Here is a 20,084-nt window from a genome sequence, read left to right as displayed (position 1 = left end):
GCCGGGTGGGGGATCACACCCACCCGGTGATGGTCGCCATTCGGGCCTTTTTGCAGGACCACCCGGACTTCGCTTCTTTGCGCGTCGCCTTAAGCGGCGGCCGCGACTCCTCTGTATTGCTGCACGCGCTTGCGCGACTGCGCCCTCAAGGACTTGAGGCCTGGCATGTGAATCACGGCCTGCGACCGGATGCCGATGCGCAGGCGGCGTTCTGTGTACGCGTTGCCGAGGCGCTGGATGTAGCGCTGACCGTACGCAAGGTGACCGTTCTTGATGATGCCTCCGAGGGGCCGGAGGCCGCAGCGCGCCGTTCACGCTACACGGCCCTGCGCGAGGGCCTCGGGGGGCGGGACCTGATCCTGACCGCCCAGCATGCCGACGACCAGGCCGAGACCTTTCTGCTCGCCGCGCTGCGCGGGAGCGGTCCGGAGGGCCTTCAGGGCATGCGGGTACTGCGTCGCGAAGGGGACACCTGGTTGGGGAGACCGTTGCTGGAGGTCCCGGGCGAGGCCATCGCGGACTACGCAGAAGCGGCGGGGCTCGGTTGGTACGACGACCCAAGCAATGACGACACCCGGTTCGATCGCAATTTCCTGCGCCGCGAGATCCTCCCGCGTCTGGCGGAGCGCTTCCCTGTTCATGCCTCCCTGGCGCGCAGCGCCCGCTGGCAGCGCGAGGCCGTCGACCGCCTGGAGAGCCTGGAGGATGAACGCATTCCGGATGAGGCCTCGCTCGAGCTGGCCTCGCTGGCCGAGCTGGACCGGCCCGCTCGACGCGCGCGATTGCGGGCCTGGCTGCGCGCGCAGGGCCTGCGACCGCCGGGCCATGCGCGGCTGGAGGAGTTCTGTCGGCAACTGGAGGTCCACGCGCCGGACCGGAATCCGGAGCTGCGCTGGGCGGATGGCTGGATGGGCGTTTATCGCGGAACGATTTGTGCCGAAGCCCCGGATGCAAAGTCGGCCGTGCCAGGTGACGTGATCCCCTGGCCGCCGGGGCATGCGCGCCTGACGCTCCCGGATGGTCGGGTACTGGAGCGCGCAGCGCTGGTGGCCCTGGGTGTGGACGCGCAGGAGGCGCTGGAGGTCGGTTTTCGCCGGGGTGGGGAAACCGTGGTGACGCCAGCGGGCCGCCGACCCTTGAAAAAGCGGCTTCAGGAGCGGGGGATCCCGCCATGGGAACGCGAGCACCTGCCGTTGGTCAGGCGGCGGTCGGATGGGCTCGTCGTGGCCATTCTCTGGTCGGATGGAGACCTGAGTCCCTGAAGGTGGCAGGTCTGATGGATGGTGATCCGTTCAAAACCTGTAGTCCCCTTGCAGTTGACGGGGCGAGCGGAAAAGCCAATGCTTGAACTTCGTCATACTTTTGAGGGGCCGGGGTGTGAGAACCATCAGCCGGCAGACCAGGGCGTATGTCCGGGGTATCGCTTGTGTGTTCGCGTTGCTGGGTATGGCAACGGCACAGGGCGGAACCCTCAACCTGGCCACCGAGAGTTATCCGCCATTTAACTTCGAGACGCCGGAAGGCGGGCTTGACGGTATCTCTGTGCGCGTGATGAACCAGCTGCTCGAGGAAACCGGGATCGAGGCGGAGATCCGTTTGCTGCCCTGGAGTCGTGCCTACGCCGAGGCGCAGTCGAACCCCGATACCTGCGTGTTCTCCACGACGCGGACCCCGGAACGCGAAGAGCTCTTCGAGTGGGTAGGCCCGCTGGTGGAGAATCAGTGGCATGCCTATGCCCTTGAGGGCTCCGACGTCGCAGCGGAGTCGCTCGATGACCTTCACGACTATCGAGTGGGTGGTTATCGCGACGACGCCGTTGCGTTGTATGTCGAGGCCCGGGGGATTGAGATCGATACCGCCCCCAATGACCGCCTGAACGCGCGCAAGCTCGCGGCCGGCCGGATTGACGTCTGGGTCAGTGGCGAGCACCTCGCACCCTGGTACGCGCGTCTGGAAGAGATCGGCGAACTGCGCTCGCTGTTTGCCTTCAACGACACGGTGATGTCGCTCGCCTGCCACCCGGATACCGATCGCGATCGGCTGGACCGCCTCCAGGCCGCGCTGGATGCCATGCGCGAGGATGGCCGCTACGCAGCGATCGTCAGCGAAGTACTCGAACGTAACGGAGACGCGAATGACTGAGTTCGCCACGCAGCGCGAAGCGGATCGCGGTGGCCTGATCGCCGAGGAGGTGCTGGATTTTCAGCGCAACATGACCCGGCGCGGCATTATCTTTTCGTTCACCGGCTATATCTCCGAAGGCATCCTGAAGGCGCTGGGCGACGCCCTGCGTCAGAAGATCCGGCTGGAGTCGACGGACAACAAGACCGTAAACCGAGTGTTCTCGGTGTTCGTCGAGCAGGTGCAGAACATCATTCGCTACTCGGCCGAACGGATCGAGCACGCGGCGGAACCCCCGGTGGAGCTGAGCTCCGGCATGATTACGGTCGGCTCCGAAAAAGGCCGGTTCTTCGTGATCTGCGGCAATATCATCGCCCGCGAAGACGCGGATACTCTGGGCAGCCGGCTGAGCGAGCTTCAGGGGATGGACAACGAGGCCCTGCGGCGCTTCTACAAGGAAAAGCTGCGCGAGCCGCCGGACGAGGGCAGCAAGGGGGGCAGCATCGGGCTGATCGAGATCGCCCGCCGAGCCAGCGAGCCGATCCAGTTCGACTTCGAGCACCTCTCCGACGCGTATTCCTACTTTGTACTGAAGGCCTACATCTGATGGCAGCACTGGACCCCATTCGACACGAGGCAACGGACCGCACCCCGGAGGTCCTGTTCGATTTCGCGGCGGGGCATTACCGCATTTCCGGCGAGTCCTACCCGGAAGACGCCGCGAGCTTCTATGGACCCCTGACCCAGGGCCTGCGACAGGCGGTCCAGGAGCGGGCCAGCGAGTCGCTGGAGTTCAGCGTCGAGATGATCTACTTCAACAGCTCGACCGCGAAGGCGCTGATGAACCTCTTTCAGATCCTCGAAGACGCCGCCGAGGCCGGCATCAACGTGCGCATCAACTGGTGCTACCACGAAGACGACGAGACGATGGAAGAATTCGGCGAGGACTTTTCCGAGGACTTTGCCCACGCGGACTACCGCATGTGCCCGACATCATGAACGCCTCTCACGACCCCAAGCAGCCAGTGCCGGTGCCAGCGACCGCACGCGACGGCGACGATCCGGAAGCGCTTGCCGACTTCTCTCTGTTCGAGCAGGAGAAGCAGATCATGCAGCGCTCCGAGCAGATGCTGGAGGCGCTGGACGATGTGGCCGAGGGCGTGCGCATGCTCGCCAAGGCCTATTCAGAGAGTTATCGCGTTCAGCGCCGCATGATGCGCATGAGTGATCGGATGCAGCTGGACCTGCAGGCCGCCAACCGTCAGCTGCGCGAGCAGGCCACCCACCTGGAGCAGCTCAACGGTGCACTGTCCGACGAGGTGCGCGAGCGCGAGCGCCTGACGGCCGAGCTCGAGCGCCTGGCGCTGGAGGATGCCCTGACCGGGCTGTTCTCGCGGCGCCGGGTAATGGACTGTGTCGAGGGGCTGGCCGAAACGGTGGGCGATCAGGCCCGCTCGCTCACTGTGATGATGCTCGACCTCGACGACTTCAAAGCCCTGAATGACACCCATGGCCATGCCGCCGGGGATTACGCCCTGCAGAGCTTCGCCGAGATCCTCCGCGGCGAGCTCGGCGCCGATCAGTACGCCGGGCGCATGGGGGGCGAGGAGTTCCTGGTGGTGGCCGCGGACCTCGAGCTTGATGCGGCCATGAGCTTGGCGGAGCGCATCCGCACCAGTGTCGAGCAGACGATCCCGCGCTGGAAGGGCGAACCGCTGCATCTGGAGGTCTCGATCGGTCTCGTCGTGACGACCGAACGCTGGCCGGATGCCGGGGCGCTGGTCGCGGCGGCGGATGATCTGCTTTACCGCGCGAAAAACGAAGGCCGTAATCGCGTCGAGGTCCAGTTCCACGGCGAGCCTGTATGACAGAGCCCGGCCCGGCGCGCAGCCGCAGCCTGGTCGCGAAGCTGGCGCTCGCGACCCTGCTGGTTGCACTGGCGCTCAGCCTGCTGGCGAGCGCCTATGTGATCGCGGCCGACTCGCGCGCCTTTCGCGCGGACACCCTGGAACAGATCGAACGGCTGCAACGGCTGGTGGCTCCTCCCGCGGCCGAGGCGGCCTATCAGCTGAATGCCGATCAGGCGGAATCACTGGTGGCGGGCCTGCAGGCCTTTGACGAGATCCACCGCGCCGAGATACTCGACGACTTCGGGCGCACCTTGGCCGAGGTGGAACGCGAAGGTGGCGGCGCCTCCTGGCTTGGGGAACGCCTGTTCGGGGCGGATCGCCAGCACGAGCGCGAACTGCTCCACCCGGACCTGCGCGAAACCAATGGTGCAGTGGGGATGCTGCGTGTGGAGCTCGCCCCCGATGTGCTGGCTGCAGCCCTGATCGAGCGTCTGCGCAATAGCGTGATCACCAGCGTGGTGCAGGCGGTGATCGTCTCGCTGGTCGTCGTACTGCTGTTCTACGGCCTCATGCTGCGCCCGATGCTGCGCATCTCCCGAGCCGTGGCGGGTACCGATCCCGACCATCCGGCCCAGTGGCCGCGCCCCAGCATGGGCCACCATGCGGATGACGAGCTCGGTGCCCTGGACCGCTCGCTCGACCGCCTCCTGAATGCCTTTCAGCAGGGCCTTGATGCGCGGGATGGTGCGCGGGGCGAGCTGAAGGCCCTGAACGAGGACCTGGAGCGCCGCGTGGTCGAGCGTACCCGCGAGCTGGAGGCCGAGAAGTTGGAGACGGAACGTGCGCTTGCGCGGGTCGATGAGGCCAACCGCGAACTCGAGCGCAGCAACCGCCTTGTGGTGGAGAGCATCCGCTATGCGCGGCGCATCCAGACCGCGATGCTCCCGGACAAGCACGCCCTGGACGGACACCTGGACGAGGTGCAGGTCTACTGGGAGCCGCTGCACCTGGTCGGGGGCGACTACTTCTGGCTGGAGGCCATCGACGGGCGCAGCGTGCTGGTGGCCGCGGACTGTACCGGGCATGGCGTCCCCGGGGCATTCATTACCCTGGTGCTGGCCTCGGCGCTGGATCGCATCCTGCATGAACACCGGCTCCTGGAACCGTCGGCAATCCTGCGCGAGATGGATCGGCTGGTGCGCTCGCGCCTGCGCCAGGACGGTCATGACTCGGATTCCGACGACGGATTGGAGGCGGCGGTGTGCGTCTATGACCCGGATGCCCGGACCCTGACCTTTGCCGGCGTGGGGCTGCCGCTGATCATGGATCGTGCGGGACAGGTGGAAGAGATTCGCGGCGTCCGCGGTGGGCTGGGGTATCGCAGCCTGGAGCCCGCACAGCCGGTGGATCATGTGGTGGCGGTCGAGCCGGGCATGGAGTTCTTCCTGATTACCGACGGAGCCCACGACCATGTGGGTGGCGAGCCGCCCCGACTGTTCGGGCGCCGTCGCCTGCGCCACGTGCTGGCGGAAAAGTCCCCGCGTGACCTGGCCGCCAAGATCGATTCCGTGGTGCGGGTGCTGGAGGACTATCGCGGCGGCGAGCCACGGCGTGACGACATGACGCTGGTGGCCTTCCGGCCGCTCGCGGCGGACGCGCAAAACATGCCGCGTGGTGCGGCGGCCGATTGAGCCGTCAGGGGCTCTCTGGTAGCATTTCGGCCGATCTGAGCCGCCCGTGAGCCGTATGAGCGGGGCTACCGTAATTCCCTAGCCAGGTTTCCCGCATGACGCGTTATGTATTCATTACCGGAGGCGTGGTTTCGTCTCTGGGCAAAGGCATTGCATCCGCCTCGCTGGGGGCCATCCTGGAGGCGCGCGGCCTCAAGGTGACGCTGCTCAAGCTCGACCCCTATATCAACGTCGATCCGGGCACCATGAGCCCGTTCCAGCACGGCGAGGTCTTCGTGACCGATGACGGCGCGGAGACGGACCTGGACCTGGGGCATTACGAGCGCTTTGTGCGCATCCGCACCTCGCGGCGCAACAATTTCACGACCGGGCAGATCTACGAGAACGTGATCCGCAAGGAGCGCCGCGGCGACTACCTGGGCGGTACGGTGCAGGTGATCCCGCATATCACCGACGAGATCAAGCGCTCGATCCGCGAGGGTGCGGGCGATGCCGACATTGCGCTGATCGAGATCGGCGGTACGGTGGGCGATATCGAGTCCCTGCCATTCCTCGAGGCGATCCGCCAGATGGGTGTGGAGCTGGGACACGAGAATGCCCTGTTCATGCACCTGACCCTGGTGCCCTTTATTGCCGCCGCCGGCGAGATCAAGACCAAGCCCACGCAGCACTCGGTCAAGGAGCTGCGCTCGATCGGGATCCAGCCGGATATCCTGCTGTGCCGTTCGACCCAGGCGATCCCCGAGGGCGAGCGGCGCAAGATTGCCCTGTTCACCAACGTCGAGGAGAAGGCGGTCATCTCCGCGGTGGACGTGGACAATATCTACAAGATCCCGCTGTGGCTGCATTCGCAGAAGCTCGACGAGATCGTGCTGCGCAAGCTGCATATCGAGGCGCCGCAGGCGGACCTGTCGGACTGGAAGCACGTGGTCAACGCCATGGAGTTCCCGGAGTCCGAGGTCACCGTCGGCATGATCGGCAAGTACGTCGATCTCACCGAGTCCTACAAGTCCGTGAACGAGGCGCTGACCCATGCCGGCGTACAGGTCGGGACGCGGGTGCGTATTCGCTATCTCGATTCGGAAAAGCTCGAAGGCGCGGATGCCGAGATCCAGGGGGAGATGGAAGGTCTGGACGCGATCCTGGTGCCCGGTGGCTTTGGCGAGCGCGGTGTGGAAGGCAAGATCGCGGCCGTGCGCTATGCGCGCGAGCACGGCGTGCCCTACCTGGGTATCTGTCTGGGCATGCAGGTTGCGGTGATCGAGTTCGCCCGTGATCAGGCCGGGCTCGAAGGCGCGCACAGTACGGAGTTTGCCCCGGATACCCCGCACCCGGTGATTGCCCTGATTACCGAGTGGCAGGACCGCGAGGGCCGCATCGAACGGCGCGATGCCGAGAGCGATCTCGGCGGCACGATGCGTCTGGGGGCACAGTCCGCGCGACTGGCCCCGGGTTCGCGGATTGCGGAGGCCTATGGCCGCGAAGATGTCAGCGAGCGCCATCGCCACCGCTTCGAGTTCAACAACGCCTATCGCGAACGGCTGGAGGCAGCGGGCCTGCGCATCTCGGGTGTGTCCGAGTCTGGCGAACTGGTCGAGGCGGTGGAGCTGCCGGGCCACCCGTGGTTCATCGGTTGCCAGTTCCATCCGGAGTTCACCTCGACCCCGCGCGACGGGCATCCGCTGTTTACCGGTTTCATCCGTGCCGCGCGGACCTATCAGGACGAGCGCGAGCCGGAGACCACGACGGCGCTGACGGACTAGCGCGCCGTACGATGACGCTTTGCGGCCGTACCCGGAGGGTGGCGTCCGCCAGACAGGACATTGCATGCAGCTTTGCGGTTTTGAAGTCGGCCTCGACCGGCCCTTTTTTCTGATTGCCGGCCCCTGCGTGATCGAATCCGAGGCGATGGCCCTGGAGACCGCGGGTGCGCTCAAGGCGATCACCGACGAACTGGGCATCCCGTTTATCTACAAGTCCTCGTTCGACAAGGCCAATCGCTCGTCGACGAAGAGTTTCCGTGGTCCGGGCATCGAAGAGGGCCTGCGCATCCTGGAACAGGTGAAGCAGCAGTTGGGAGTCCCGGTGCTGACCGATGTCCACGAGGACACCCCGCTGGACGAGGTCGCGGCCGTGGTGGACGTGCTGCAAACGCCCGCGTTCCTGTGCCGGCAGACGAACTTCATCCAGAATGTCGCGCGCCAGGGGCGCCCGGTGAACATCAAGAAGGGCCAGTTCCTGGCGCCCTGGGATATGGGCAATGTCGTGGACAAGGCGCGCGAGGCCGGCAACGACCAGATCATGGTCTGTGAACGCGGCGTCTCCTTCGGCTACAACACGCTGATCTCGGACATGCGGGGTCTGGCCCAGATGCGCCAGACCGGTTGCCCGGTGGTGTTCGACGCCACGCACTCGGTCCAGCAGCCGGGCGGGCAGGGCGCGACCTCTGGTGGGCAGCGCGAGTATGTCCCCGTGCTGGCGCGGGCGGCCGTCGCCTCCGGGGTGTCGGGTCTGTTCATGGAGACCCATCCGGATCCCGAGCGCGCCCTCTCGGACGGGCCCAACGCCTGGCCGCTGCCGCGCATGACGGAGCTGCTGACCACGCTCAAGGCGCTGGATACGGCCGCCAAGGCGCAGCCGTTTGCCGAGGCCGAGTACGGGCTGGGTTGATTCGCGCAGGATTATTTAAGAGTTTCATTTAAGTTCCGCCTCCAACCCTTCGGGGCGGATGAGTTTATTTTTCAAGGAGAAAGCATGTCCCAGATTGCGGAGATTCATGCCCGCGAGATCATCGACTCGCGGGGCAACCCGACGGTCGAGGCCGACGTTGTCCTGGATTCCGGCGCGATGGGTCGTGCCGCGGTGCCGTCGGGGGCCTCCACGGGGGCCCGCGAGGCGCTGGAGCTGCGCGATGACGAGCCGCGCTATGGCGGCAAGGGCGTGCAGAAGGCCGTGGGCCATGTGAATGGCGAGATCCGCGACGCCCTGCGTGGCATGGAGCTGGACCAGACGGCGGTGGACCGCCGCATGCTTGAGCTGGACGGCACCGAGAACAAGTCGCGCCTGGGTGCGAACGCGCTGCTGGCAGTCTCGATGGCGGCCGCGCATGCACAGGCGGCGGATCGCGAGCAGCCGCTGTTCGAGTCCATGGGCGGCGAGCAGGCGACCCTGCTGCCCGTGCCGATGATGAATATCATCAACGGCGGCGCCCACGCCGACAACAGCGTCGACATGCAGGAGTTCATGATCCTGCCGGTGGGCGCGGACTCCGTGCGTGAGGCCGTGCGCTACGGCGCCGAGGTGTTCCATGCCCTGAAGAAGGTGCTGGGTCAGCGCAACCTGGGGACGGGCGTGGGGGACGAGGGCGGCTTTGCCCCGGATCTGCCGTCCAACTCGGCTGCGATCGAGGTGATCCTCGAGGCCATCCACAAGGCGGGCTTCAAGGCCGGGCAGGACATCTGGCTGGGCCTGGACTGTGCCAGTTCCGAGTTCTATCGCGACGGCCGCTACCACCTCGACTCCGAGGGCAAGGCCTTCTCCGCCGACGAGTTCTGCGACTACCTTGCCCACTGGGTCGACCAGTACCCGATCCTGACCATCGAGGACGGCATGGGCGAGGACGACTGGGATGGCTGGAAGGTCCTCACCGAGCGTCTCGGTGACCGCGTGCAGCTGGTCGGCGATGACCTGTTCGTGACCAATACGCAGATCCTGCAGGAAGGGATCGACAAGGGCGTGGCCAACTCGATCCTGATCAAGCTGAACCAGATCGGCACCGTAACCGAGACCCTGGAGGCCATCGAGCTGGCGCGCCAGGCGAAGTACACGGCGGTGATCTCGCATCGCTCCGGCGAGACCGAGGACGTGACCATCGCCGATCTGGCGGTAGCCACCGGGGTTGGCCAGATCAAGACCGGTTCGCTCTCGCGCTCGGATCGCGTGGCCAAGTACAACCAGCTGATCCGGATCGAGGAGCATCTGGGATCCCGGGCGCGTTATCCCGGCATGGATGCCTTCAACATCCGGCGATAATCCGCGATTGTTGCGTTTGTCGCGGGTTGGGTTCTCAGCCTGCAGAGCGTCTCCTGTGCCCGGCGGCCAAGGGGCCGTAGAATGCCGGGCATGGAAGCTCGACTCTCTCCCTGGCGGCTGGCCGTGGCGACCGGCCGCGGGAATCGCTGATGCGCTGGTTGCTGATCGGTCTGGCGGTGCTGCTACTGCTGTTGCAGTGGCCGCTGTGGCTGGGAGAGGGCAGCTGGCGCGATGTACGCGACCTGCGCGAGCAGGTAGAGGAGCAGCGTGCGGCCAACGCCGAGCTGGAGCAACGCAATCAGGCGCTGGAGGCCGAGGTACACGACCTGCGTACCGGTACCGATGCGGTGGAAGAACGCGCCCGCCGCGACCTGGGCATGATCCGCGAAGACGAGATCTTCTTCTTTGTGGTCGGCGAGGACGACGACCGGCGTCCAGTGCCGGAGCCGTTGCCAGACCCGGCGCGGGATGTGTCCCCGGGGCCCGCCGAGATCCCGGACCGCGAACGCGAGCCGGCAACCGATACGCTGCCACCCGAGGATCCGTTTGATGGCTGATCCCGACACCAACAACCCCTCCGCGGAACCCGCCTACTGGGCCCTGATCCCGGCGGCCGGCGTGGGCCGGCGCATGGGCTCCGATCGACCCAAGCAGTTCCTGACGCTGGGGTCACGCACCATCCTCTCGCATACCCTGTCGATCTTTCTTGAGCACCCGCGCATTCGCGGTGTGGTCCTGGTGCTCGGGCCGGATGTGGACCCGGACGCGCTGGATCTTCCAACGGCGGGCGGGCGCCTGTTTCGTGTGGCCGGCGGGGCCGAGCGGGCGGATTCGGTCCAGAACGGACTCGACTTCCTGCAGGAACGCGCGGCCCCCGATGACTGGGTGCTGGTGCACGATGCCGCGCGCCCCTGTCTGCCACGCGCGGATCTGGACCACCTTCTGAACGCGCTGCGGGACGATCCGGTGGGCGGTCTGCTGGCCACGCCCAGCACGGATACGGTCAAGTGGAGTGACGAGGACGGGCGCGTCGAGCGCACGCTGGAACGCGCGCGCGTCTGGCGCGCGCTGACACCACAGATGTTCCGCCTCGGCATGCTGCGGGAGGCCAATCGGGCCGCCCGCGAGGCCGGTCATGCGGTTACCGACGAGGCCAGCGCGATCGAATGGCATGGCGCCCGTCCGCGTCTGATCGAGGGCTCGATGATGAACATCAAGATCACCCGGGCGGAGGATCTGGAACTGGCCCAGCTATACCTGATGCAGCAGGGGCGACTGGACGGCGGGTTCCGGCCATGAGCGGCATGCGCGTGGGGCAGGGCTTCGACGTGCATGCCTTCGGACCCGGCGATCACCTGATCCTGGGCGGTGTGCGCATCCCGTTCGATCACGGCTTTGTCGCGCATTCCGATGGCGACGTCTTGTTGCACGCGATCTGTGATGCCCTGTTCGGGGCGGCGGGGCAGGGAGATATCGGCCGCCACTTTCCCGATACCGACGAGCGCTTTCGTGGGGCGAACAGCCGCGACCTTCTGCGCGAGACCCTGCGCCGGGTCCAGGAGGCCGGGTGGCGCCCGGTAAATGTGGATGCGACCGTGATCGCCCAGGCACCGAAGATGGCCCCGCATGTGGCGGCGATGGAGGACCACATCGCTGCGGACCTGGGGCTGATGGCGGGTGCGGTGAATGTGAAGGCGACAACCACCGAGCGTCTGGGCTTTACAGGGCGCGGAGAAGGCGTGGCGGCCCAGGCGGTGGTGCTGCTGGAGCCTTCTTCGGGGCTGATGCACGTATGACGGCGGCTCGATCCCCCAGCGTGCTGGGTCTGGATCACGTCAGTGTCGTGATCGCCGATCTGGAGGCGTCCGCGCGGTTCTATGGCGAGATCCTGGGGCTGCGCCCCGTGGAGCGTCCGGATCTCGGCTTTCCGGGGCTTTGGTATGACCTGGGTGGCGGGCAGACCCTGCACCTGCTGGGTGTGCCCAACCCGGACGCCACCGAACGCCGCGTGCGCGGCGGTCGCGATCGCCACCTAGCGCTGCGCGTGTGTGGTCTGGAAGCTTTGCTGCAACGCCTGGAGAACGCCGGGCACTCGGCCGATCGCAGTCAGTCCGGGCGACCGGCCGCGTTCGTCCGCGACCCGGACGGCAACACCGTCGAACTGATCGAGGCGGGCTGACACCGCGCGGGTGCGCCGCGCCGAAATCCCCGCTGCACGAGGAGGGAACATGGACGGCGAGTACATCCTGGCCCTGGATCAGGGCACGACCAGCTGCCGGGCGATCCTGTTCGATCGTGAGGCGTCGATCATCGGTGTCGCCCAGCGCGAGTTCACCCAGCATTACCCCCAGCCCGGCTGGGTCGAGCACGACGCGATGGAGATCTGGGGCACCCAGATCGGGGCGGCGCGCGAGGTGCTGGAGACCCGCGGTATCAAGCCGGCCCAGCTCGCGGCCATTGGCATCACCAACCAGCGCGAGACCACCGTGGTCTGGGACCGGGAGACGGGCAAGCCGATCCACCCGGCAATCGTCTGGCAGGACCGGCGCACCGCCGGTTTCTGCGACGAGATGAAGGCGCGCGGGCTGGAGGAGACGGTCCGCAGCCGCACCGGGCTGGTGGTCGATGCCTACTTCTCCGGAACCAAGCTGCGCTGGCTGCTCGACCATGTAGACGGTGCGCGTGAGCGCGCGGAGCGCGGCGAGTTGCTGTTCGGCACCATGGATACCTGGCTGATCTGGAATCTCACCCGCGGCGAGCGGCATGTGACGGATGTCTCCAACGCCTCGCGCACGCAGTTGTTCAACATCCACGAACTGGACTGGGATGACACGCTGTTGGATGAGCTGGAGATCCCGCGGGCCATGCTGCCCGAGGTCCGTGCCTCCAGCGAAGTGCTGGGCCATACGGGAACCGAGATGTTCGGTGCCAACGAGATCCCCATCGCGGGCGTTGCCGGCGACCAGCATGCGGCGCTCTTCGGGCAGACCTGCTTCGAGCGCGGCATGGCCAAGAACACCTATGGCACAGGCTGCTTTCTCCTGATGAACACCGGCATCGAGCCGGTCGCTTCGCACTCGGGCCTGCTCACGACCGTCGCCTGGAGCGTCGATGGCCAGGTCGAGTATGCGCTGGAGGGCTCCATTTTCATCGCCGGTGCCGCGATTCAGTGGCTGCGCGACGAGCTCAAGCTGATCGACTCGGCCGAGGACTCGGAGTACTACGCGAGCAAGGTGGATGACTCCGATGGTGTGTATGTCGTCCCCGCATTTGCGGGGCTCGGGGCGCCGTACTGGGACATGTATGCCCGCGGGGCCATCTTCGGGTTGACGCGCGGTACGCGCAAGGAACACATCACCCGCGCCACGCTGGACTCGCTGGCCTATCAGACGAAGGACGTGATCGACGCGATGGAGCAGGACTCCGGCATCGCGCTGAAGGGCCTGCGCGTCGACGGCGGTGCGGTCGCCAACAACGTGATGATGCAGTTCCAGGCCGACATGCTCGGGGTGAATGTCGAGCGCCCGGTGGTCACGGAATCGACTGCCCTGGGGGCTGCCTATCTGGCCGGGCTGGCCGTGGGTTTCTGGACGCGCGACGAACTGGCGCAGAAGAGCCAGCTGGACCGGGTATTCGAGCCGCAGATGGATGCGGCCACCCGCGATCGCTACTACCGGGGCTGGAAGAAGGCCGTAAAACGCACGATGGGGTGGGCGCGCGAGGACGACCAAGAGGCGCCCAACTAGCGGGCGGGTGGTCCGGGGGAGCTGGCTGGCGTGGGCAGGGGCTTCGCCGCCAAGGCGGCTCCCACAGGGGGCAGTGGGTAGAGCGATGACTCTTACCCGGCGCTACCCTGAAGTCTGTGGGAGCGGGCTTGCCCGCGAAAGCCCCTGCCAGAGTCAGACCCTGCCGGGTCAGTCGATGCTGGCCGGTTCGGCCGCGAGCTGGCCGGACTGATAGTCGCTGATCGCCTGCTCGATCTCGTCGGAGGTGTTCATCACGAACGGGCCGTAGTGGGCGATCGGTTCGCCCAGCGGGCGGCCCTTGAACAGCAGCACCCGCGCATCCTGCTGGGCGATCAGGTGGATCTGCGTCTGTCCGCTCCAGGTGCCCAGTTCGCCCGTCTTCAGCCCGGTCAGCTCGCCGTCATAGACATAGGCGAGCACCCGGTCGTCCAGCTGGACGGCCAGTGACAGGCGGTAGCCTGCCGGCAGGCTCAGATCCGCCATCGCCGCACCTTCTCCGATCTGTTCCAGCGGGCCTTCGGTATCCCCGGCGCTGGTCTGCCAGGAGCCGGCGATCGCCTTGAAGTGCAGTGGGCCGTCGTCTTCCGGCAGGTGGCGCATCGCGTCGGCGCGCACGTCGCGGTAACGCGGCGGGTCCATCTTGCGCCGTGCCGGCAGGTTTACCCATAGCTGGAAGCCGTGCAGCCCGTCCGAGTCCAGCAGGGGCATCTCGGAGTGGATGACCCCGCGCCCGGCGCTCATCCACTGCGCCTCGCCGGCCTCCACACGACCCTGGTTACCCATCGAATCTTCGTGGGTCAGGCCGCCATGGACGAGGTAGGTCAGCGTCTCGAACCCGCGATGCGGGTGGGAGGGGAAACCACCGATGTAGTCCTCCTTCGCACTGGCCTTCAATTCGTCCAGCATCAGGAAGGGATCCAGGCCGCCGCGAAAGTCATGGATGCGGCGAATCTTCACACCCGCGCCGTCCTGGGTCGGGTGGGCTGTGCGTACGCTGTCCGGCGGTGTGGGGGTCATGACTTCTCCTAGGGAAACACTGATGAATGTACACGCTCGCGCTCGAGTCGCTTTTGCGTGCGAACAAGGCGCGGTGACCGCCGTGCAGTCATTCTGCACAAGGGAGCCGCAACGCCGTGCGCGCGCAAAAGCGACTCGAGCCCTTGCATTCAATGGCTTGTGGGGTTGGCACCCCAGGTTCCCCGATCCTGCGTTGCGGCCCTTGCCGGTAGAACCACTACCGGCTGCGCACCGCGCCTTGTCTCGGAGAACCTGGGGTGCCAACGCGAGTGTGTACAGTCATCAGTGTTTCCCTTAATGAACCCTGCAACCATACCGACCATAAAAGCAAAAGAAAATTGCAGTCAGGGCCTGTCATGGGGCGGCTGCAGCGATGTCAGTTCGAGCCAGCTATCAGCAAAGAATTCAAGACTCTCCACGAAATCCGGGTCGTGCTCCTGGCGGTTGATGGTCAGGTGCAGCATGACCGCCTCCGGCTTCGGCGGATGCCCGGTCGTTAGGGTCCAGGCGAGGGCGTTCGGGCAGCTCGGCAGGGTGAAGCGCACACCGCCATTGATGCACTCGCGCCGGACACGAAACTCGCCCCACAGGCAGTAGACGACGCCGGCATCGGGCCCGGTCTCTTCAACAAGGGCGTCAATGGCGGGGCAAAGCCGGGGCAGGGCCGGTACGGTCAGCTCGGCCTGCAGGGAATCGGCGACAGCTTGCAGGGGCAGGGTGCGAAAGAATTCCACCGGGATTCCTCGTTACGGGATGGTCGGCATGAAGACCGGCTGGCCGTCGATCTCGCCGGTGCTCAGTGGCTGGTTGTACAGCCGTTCCAGCGCGGAGGGCACCAGCATGGTTCGGGTGGGGCCCCAGCAGGCCTTTCCGTCGGGGAACATCAGCAGCAGGTGATCGCAGTAACGTACCGCCAGGTTCACGTCGTGCAGCACCAGGATCGCGGCGCGGTTGTCCCGGGCGATGCCGCGTATATGGTCCAGCACCGCCACCTGGTGGTGCAGGTCGAGCTGGCTGGTGGGCTCGTCCAGCAGCAGGAGCCGCGGGTTCTGGGTGAGTGCGGTGGCGATGGCCAGGCGCTGGCGTTCGCCACCGGACAGGGTATCCACCAGGCGGTGCTCCAGTTCCGCCAGATCCATGCGGGCCAGGGCGGCGCGGGCCTGGGCGTAGTCCTCGGCGGACTCGATGTCCCAGGGCCGCAGGTAGGGGTGGCGGCCGATCAGAGCGGTCTCCAGTACTGTTGCAGGGAAGCCGTCGTGGTGCTTCTGAAACACCAGGCCCAGCTCGCGCGCCAGATGCGCTCGCGAGTATTCAGGGAGCGGGCGGCCTTGCACATGGATCTCTCCGGTGCGGGCCGCGCGCAGCCCGGCCAGGGTATGCAGCAGGGTGCTCTTGCCCGCGCCGTTCGGGCCGAGGATGCCCCAGCACTGTCCCGGGTTGATGGTCAGGTCCAGGGGTGAGCCGCTGGCGCGTTCCGGAATATCGATGACCAGATCGTGGGTGGCCAGCAGGGTGTCCGGCCCCGGCGCCTCGTGCACGCTCTCGGCACCCGGCGCATGGGGGTCGCCGTGACGTTGGGGGTCGGCAGTGTGCGGAGGCATCAGCGGCTCCGGTACAGCAGGAACAGGAATACGGGGACGCCCAGCATCGCGGTGATCACGCCGACGGGCAACTGCTCCGGGGCGATCATCGTACGGGCGAGGGTGTCGGCCAGCGTCAGCAGGATGCCGCCGCCGAGTGCCGAGGCCGGCAGGATCACGCGCTGGTCGTTGCCGAAGATCAGCCGGAGCATGTGCGGCACGATTAGTCCGACGAAGCCCACCGCACCGACCTGCATGACCGCCGTGGCGGTGATCAGTGCCGCCGCGACGTAGATCGTCCATTCCACCGGCCGCACGGCCACGCCCAGTGCGGCCGCCTGCATCGGGCCGCGCGCCAGCACGTTGAGCGTCCGTCCCAGCGGCAGGGCCAGCAACACGACCAGCACCAGCACACCCCAGGCGGGGTAGGGGTTGCGGGCGTGGGAGACATCGCCCATCAGCCAGTACAGCATCCCGGGCAGCTCCGCGGTCGGGCTCACGGCGAGCAGGAAGCTGATCACGGCGCCCCAGCCGGCCGCCACGACCACGCCGGTCAGCAGCAATCGGGTCGGCGTCCAGCTGCCGGTGCCGTGCGCCAGGCCGAACACGATCACCGTGGACAGCAGCGCGCCTGCGAATGCGGCGACCGAGACCGAGAACATCGACAGCCCCGCGAGCATGGCCAGCAGGGCACCCACCGAAGCCCCGCCGGAGAGGCCCAGCACATAGGGATCGGCCAGCGGATTGCGCAGCAACACCTGCATCAGGGCACCGGCGACGCCCAGCAGCCCGCCGGCGGCGAATGCGGCCAGGGCGCGTGGCAGGCGCAGTTCCAGTACCAGCGTGTTGTGCAGGCGGCTTCCTTCGCCCTGAATCACCGCGAGCAGGTCGCCGGGAGCAATGGCGACGCTGCCGTAGGCCAGCGCGATCAGGATCGCAAGCAGCGACGCCGGGAGCAGGACCCCCGTGGCGAGGAGGAAGGAGCGCGTCACGGCTGGTCAGTCGTCCCGGCGTGAACGGGCCCGTTCCAGTTCCTCGCACATCAGCCGGGTCCCTTCGGCAATCCGCGGGGTGTGACGCTGGAGCAGCGACGGCGGGATAAAGAACAGGTTGTCGCGCTGCACCGCGGTCATGTCCTCCCATTGTTCCCAGGCAATTACCCAGTCCGGCCGGTCTTCGCCCATGCCGCCGCCGATGATCACCTCCGGATCGGCCTCGATCACGGCCTCGCGGTCCATGCGCGGCACCAGGCGGTCCAGGTGGCCGAACACGTTCTTGCCCCCGCACAGGCGGATGGCCTCGCCGATCAGGTGATCGTCGTTGACCGTCATCAGGGGCTGTTCCCAGACCTGGTAGAACAGCGGGACCGGGTCACGGTCGGCATAGTCCAGCCGCAACGTCTCGATCTCGTCGAGAAAGGCCTGCACCGCCGCTTCGCCGCGTTCCTCGGTACCGGCCAGCTGCGCCATGCGACGCATGCTGGAGGCCACGCCCTCGAAACTGCGCGGCTCCGAGACATAGACGTTCAGCCCCAGATCGCGCAGGCGCTCGATCTGCGAGCTGGAGTTGCCACTGCGCCAGGCGACCACCAGGTCCGGGTCCATCTCGACCACACGTTCCAGGTCGATGCGGCTGTAGCCACCGACTCGCGGGATCATCTCCGCCTCCGGCGGGAAGTCGCTGTGCTGCGTGACGCCGACCAGCTGCTCTCCGGCGCCGACGGCGAACAGGACTTCCGTGATGTGCGGGGCCAGGCTGACGATACGTTCGGCGGGCCGGTCGAGCGTGACCTCGCGATCGTCATCGTCGGTCACCGTGACCGGTTCGGCCAGTGTCGGCCCCGCGCACAGGAATAGCGCGGCAAGGGCCGTTAACTGGCGTTTGAGGGAAGTGAAAGTCATTAAAAATCCGACTGTTGTGGATTGTTCGTAACGTAAACAATACCGTGTTTTCGGGGCGCCGCACGGGCAGCGAAAGCGCCTCATCATAGCAGCAAGGGCAAGATGGTTTGGTGCCCAAATTGGTCGGGGGCACCCTGAGCGCGTATCATGCTCCGCTTTCGTCAGGTGCCTGCAGTTGGCAGGTGAAACGGGAAGCTGGTGCAAGTCCGGCGCTGCCCCCGCAACGGTAAGCGAGCGGTAAATCGCTCGGCAGACTGGCCACTGGGTCCTGTGCCCGGGAAGGCGTCTGCCGGTCGGCATCCCCCGACGCTCGCAAGCCCGGAGACCGGCCTGGCGGTGATTCATCCTGCGACCGTGCGGCGGGCAACGGTCGAGGGCGCAGGTGCGTTCCTAAAAGCCTGTTCCTTCGTGTCTTCGCCGCGCCGTCGCCTCGACGGAACCTCATGACGGCCCCAGCTCCCAACCAGTCAGAAGAGAATCCGAACGCGTTCGCCTCGGCGGAGCGCGCAGCGGTCTATCGCGTGATCGGCGAGCGCCGGGACATGCGGCATTTCCGCCCGGACCCGGTGGACCCCGATACCCTGCGGCGCCTGCTGGAGGCCGCGCACCAGGCGCCCAGCGTGGGCTACATGCAGCCCTGGCGCTTTCTGCGGGTGACCGACGCGCGGCTGCGCGATGCGTTGCACGGGCATGTGGCGGCGGAGCAGACACGCACGGCCGAGGCCTGCGGCGAGCGTGCCGCCGAGGTGCACCGTCTGAAGCTCGAAGGCATCCGCGATGCCGGCGAGCTGCTGGTGGTCGCGTTGACCGATGGGCGCGAGCGCTACGTGCTGGGTCGGCGCACCATCCCGGAGATGGACCTGTGCTCCGCCGCGTGTGCGATCCAGAACCTGTGGCTCGCGGCCCGGGCCGAGGGCCTGGGCATGGGCTGGGTGTCGCTGTTCGACCCGGACTGGCTGGCCGGGGAGCTGGGGATGCCGAAAGGGGCCTGGCCGATCGCGATCCTTTGTCTGGGTCATGTGGATGCGTTCTACGAGCGGCCGATGCTGGAAACCGAGGGCTGGGATCAGCGACGGTCGCTGGACGAACTGGTGTTCGAGAATCGCTGGGGCAGCCGTACCGACGCACCCGGCGGTTCCTCAGCGAGTGGATGACCCGATGCTGATCGCGTTCCTCACGCTGCTTGGTGCGCTGGTGCTGGATCGCCTGATCGGCGATCCGCGCCGCTGGCACCCGCTGGCCGGGTTCGGGCTGCTGGTCCAGCGCCTGGAGGCCCGGTTCTACCGCGATGGTCGGGCCCGCGGCGCGCTGCTTCTGGCCGTCCTGGTGGTGCCCTTTGTGCTGCTGACGGTCTGGTTGCAGCAGCTCCTGCCGGTCTGGCTGGTAGGGCTGCTGGTACTGGCGTTGGCGCTGGGCTGGCGCAGCCTCGACGAGCACGCCGAGCGCGTGGCCCGGGCGCTGGAGGCCGGCGATCTGGGCCAGGCGCGGCAGCAGGTGCAGATGCTGGTCAGCCGCGACAGCGAGGCCCTGGATGTGGCCGGGGTCAGCGGCGCGGCGGTGGAGTCGGTACTGGAGAACGGCAACGATGCCTTGTTCGGCACCATTTTCTGGTTCCTGGTGGCCGGTGCGCCGGGGGTGGTGCTGTATCGCCTGGTGAATACGCTGGATGCGATGTGGGGCTACCGCAATGCGCGTTACACGCGCTTTGGCTGGACCGCGGCGCGGCTGGATGACCTGCTGAACTGGATCCCGGCGCGCATGACCGCGCTGGCCTATGCCCTGGCCGGGCGCACTCGCGATGCCCTGCAGTGCTGGGGCGAGCAGGCCGCGGCCTGGAAGAGCCCGAACGCTGGGCCGGTAATGGCCGCTGGGGCGGGCGCACTGGGGCTGGTGCTGGGCGGTGCCAGCCAATATCACGGCGAGCGTCAGTGGCGTCCGCGCCTGGGGATGGGCGCGGCACCGGATGCCGCCGGCATCCGTGCGGCGATGGGGCTGGTGGATCGGGCGCTGGCGCTGTGGATGGGCGTGCTTGTCATCGGGGTGAGCCTTGCGATCTTCTGAGCTGAACAGAGCGCGGCCGGCACCGACCGGGGCCGTGCTAACCCAGGTGCATGGTGGCGGACTGCGCGCAGCTGCCAGGCATTAC

Annotated in this window: 21 protein-coding genes and 1 riboswitch; of the genes, 16 read left to right on the top strand and 5 right to left on the bottom strand. The window is 66.8% G+C overall.

Features of this window, described 5'->3' with window-relative positions; translation table 11 throughout:
• Window positions 1–5 precede the first annotated feature (5 nt).
• From tilS to glpK, 14 genes are all read left to right on the top strand, one after another.
• Complete coding sequence (tilS, locus tag F791_RS0111605; RefSeq protein ID WP_019592658.1) at window positions 6–1,262, top strand: tRNA lysidine(34) synthetase TilS; 1,257 nt, start codon at window positions 6–8, stop codon at window positions 1,260–1,262.
• A gap of 184 nt (window positions 1,263–1,446) precedes the next feature.
• Window positions 1,447–2,142 carry an ABC transporter substrate-binding protein gene (locus F791_RS0111600; protein ID WP_019592657.1) on the top strand — a complete coding sequence of 232 codons (696 nt, stop codon included), beginning with the start codon at window positions 1,447–1,449 and terminating at the stop codon, window positions 2,140–2,142.
• Entirely contained in the window at window positions 2,135–2,728 is a 594-nt protein-coding gene (locus F791_RS0111595; protein ID WP_018139634.1) for a SiaB family protein kinase, read from the top strand. Before F791_RS0111600 ends, F791_RS0111595 begins: the two co-directional genes overlap by 8 nt.
• On the top strand, window positions 2,728–3,120 hold the full coding sequence (locus F791_RS0111590; protein WP_018139635.1) for a DUF1987 domain-containing protein: 393 nt from the start codon (window positions 2,728–2,730) through the stop codon (window positions 3,118–3,120). The genes F791_RS0111595 and F791_RS0111590 overlap by 1 nt, the downstream gene beginning before the upstream one ends.
• Complete coding sequence (locus F791_RS0111585) at window positions 3,117–3,989, top strand: GGDEF domain-containing protein (RefSeq protein ID WP_051080509.1); 873 nt, start codon at window positions 3,117–3,119, stop codon at window positions 3,987–3,989. The genes F791_RS0111590 and F791_RS0111585 overlap by 4 nt, the downstream gene beginning before the upstream one ends.
• The gene (locus F791_RS0111580; protein ID WP_018173953.1) at window positions 3,986–5,662 is read left to right on the top strand and encodes a PP2C family protein-serine/threonine phosphatase; all 1,677 of its coding nucleotides are present in this window, start codon (window positions 3,986–3,988) and stop codon (window positions 5,660–5,662) included. Before F791_RS0111585 ends, F791_RS0111580 begins: the two co-directional genes overlap by 4 nt.
• 95 nt (window positions 5,663–5,757) lie before the next feature.
• On the top strand, window positions 5,758–7,425 hold the full coding sequence (locus tag F791_RS0111575) for a CTP synthase (RefSeq protein WP_018139638.1): 1,668 nt from the start codon (window positions 5,758–5,760) through the stop codon (window positions 7,423–7,425).
• Window positions 7,426–7,489: 64 nt separating this feature from the next.
• Window positions 7,490–8,332: a 3-deoxy-8-phosphooctulonate synthase gene (gene kdsA / locus F791_RS0111570; protein ID WP_018173952.1), complete on the top strand. Its 843-nt coding sequence runs from the start codon at window positions 7,490–7,492 to the stop codon at window positions 8,330–8,332.
• 84 nt (window positions 8,333–8,416) lie between these two features.
• Window positions 8,417–9,694, top strand: a complete 1,278-nt coding sequence (gene eno, locus F791_RS0111565; protein WP_019592655.1) for a phosphopyruvate hydratase — start codon at window positions 8,417–8,419, stop codon at window positions 9,692–9,694.
• 149 nt (window positions 9,695–9,843) lie between these two features.
• Entirely contained in the window at window positions 9,844–10,251 is a 408-nt protein-coding gene (ftsB, locus tag F791_RS0111560; protein ID WP_018139641.1) for a cell division protein FtsB, read from the top strand.
• Window positions 10,244–10,993, top strand: a complete 750-nt coding sequence (ispD, locus tag F791_RS0111555) for a 2-C-methyl-D-erythritol 4-phosphate cytidylyltransferase (RefSeq protein WP_018139642.1) — start codon at window positions 10,244–10,246, stop codon at window positions 10,991–10,993. Before ftsB ends, ispD begins: the two co-directional genes overlap by 8 nt.
• Entirely contained in the window at window positions 10,990–11,490 is a 501-nt protein-coding gene (gene ispF / locus F791_RS0111550; RefSeq protein ID WP_018139643.1) for a 2-C-methyl-D-erythritol 2,4-cyclodiphosphate synthase, read from the top strand. Before ispD ends, ispF begins: the two co-directional genes overlap by 4 nt.
• Entirely contained in the window at window positions 11,487–11,873 is a 387-nt protein-coding gene (locus F791_RS0111545; RefSeq protein WP_026333036.1) for a VOC family protein, read from the top strand. Before ispF ends, F791_RS0111545 begins: the two co-directional genes overlap by 4 nt.
• 49 nt (window positions 11,874–11,922) lie before the next feature.
• A complete protein-coding gene (glpK, locus tag F791_RS0111540; protein WP_019592653.1) occupies window positions 11,923–13,440 on the top strand; it encodes a glycerol kinase GlpK in 1,518 nt (505 codons plus the stop codon).
• 168 nt (window positions 13,441–13,608) lie between these two features.
• Here glpK and F791_RS0111535 read toward each other — a convergent pair whose 3' ends face one another.
• The 5 genes from F791_RS0111535 to F791_RS0111515 form a co-directional block, all read right to left on the bottom strand.
• Window positions 13,609–14,457, bottom strand: a complete 849-nt coding sequence (locus F791_RS0111535; protein WP_018139646.1) for a pirin family protein — start codon at window positions 14,455–14,457, stop codon at window positions 13,609–13,611.
• A 344-nt stretch (window positions 14,458–14,801) separates the two neighbouring features.
• Window positions 14,802–15,191 (bottom strand): hypothetical protein, encoded by a 390-nt coding sequence (locus tag F791_RS0111530; protein WP_018139647.1) that lies wholly within the window; start codon window positions 15,189–15,191, stop codon window positions 14,802–14,804.
• 12 nt (window positions 15,192–15,203) lie between these two features.
• Window positions 15,204–16,058 (bottom strand): ABC transporter ATP-binding protein, encoded by an 855-nt coding sequence (locus tag F791_RS0111525; protein ID WP_019592652.1) that lies wholly within the window; start codon window positions 16,056–16,058, stop codon window positions 15,204–15,206.
• Window positions 16,058–17,029 (bottom strand): iron ABC transporter permease, encoded by a 972-nt coding sequence (locus tag F791_RS0111520; RefSeq protein ID WP_018139649.1) that lies wholly within the window; start codon window positions 17,027–17,029, stop codon window positions 16,058–16,060. The genes F791_RS0111525 and F791_RS0111520 overlap by 1 nt, the downstream gene beginning before the upstream one ends.
• 6 nt (window positions 17,030–17,035) lie before the next feature.
• A complete protein-coding gene (locus tag F791_RS0111515) occupies window positions 17,036–17,938 on the bottom strand; it encodes a cobalamin-binding protein (protein WP_019592651.1) in 903 nt (300 codons plus the stop codon).
• 146 nt (window positions 17,939–18,084) lie between these two features.
• Window positions 18,085–18,287: riboswitch (cobalamin riboswitch) on the top strand.
• Window positions 18,288–18,381: 94 nt separating this feature from the next.
• Between F791_RS0111515 and bluB the strand changes: the two genes are divergently transcribed.
• Window positions 18,382–19,092 carry a 5,6-dimethylbenzimidazole synthase gene (gene bluB / locus F791_RS0111510; protein ID WP_018139651.1) on the top strand — a complete coding sequence of 237 codons (711 nt, stop codon included), beginning with the start codon at window positions 18,382–18,384 and terminating at the stop codon, window positions 19,090–19,092.
• 4 nt (window positions 19,093–19,096) lie between these two features.
• A complete protein-coding gene (cbiB, locus tag F791_RS0111505; protein ID WP_018139652.1) occupies window positions 19,097–19,999 on the top strand; it encodes an adenosylcobinamide-phosphate synthase CbiB in 903 nt (300 codons plus the stop codon).
• Window positions 20,000–20,084: the final 85 nt, after the last annotated feature.

Source organism: Thioalkalivibrio sp. ALRh (assembly GCF_000381425.1).
Taxonomy (GTDB): domain Bacteria; phylum Pseudomonadota; class Gammaproteobacteria; order Ectothiorhodospirales; family Ectothiorhodospiraceae; genus Thioalkalivibrio.
This window is presented reverse-complemented; position numbering and strand designations above follow the sequence as displayed.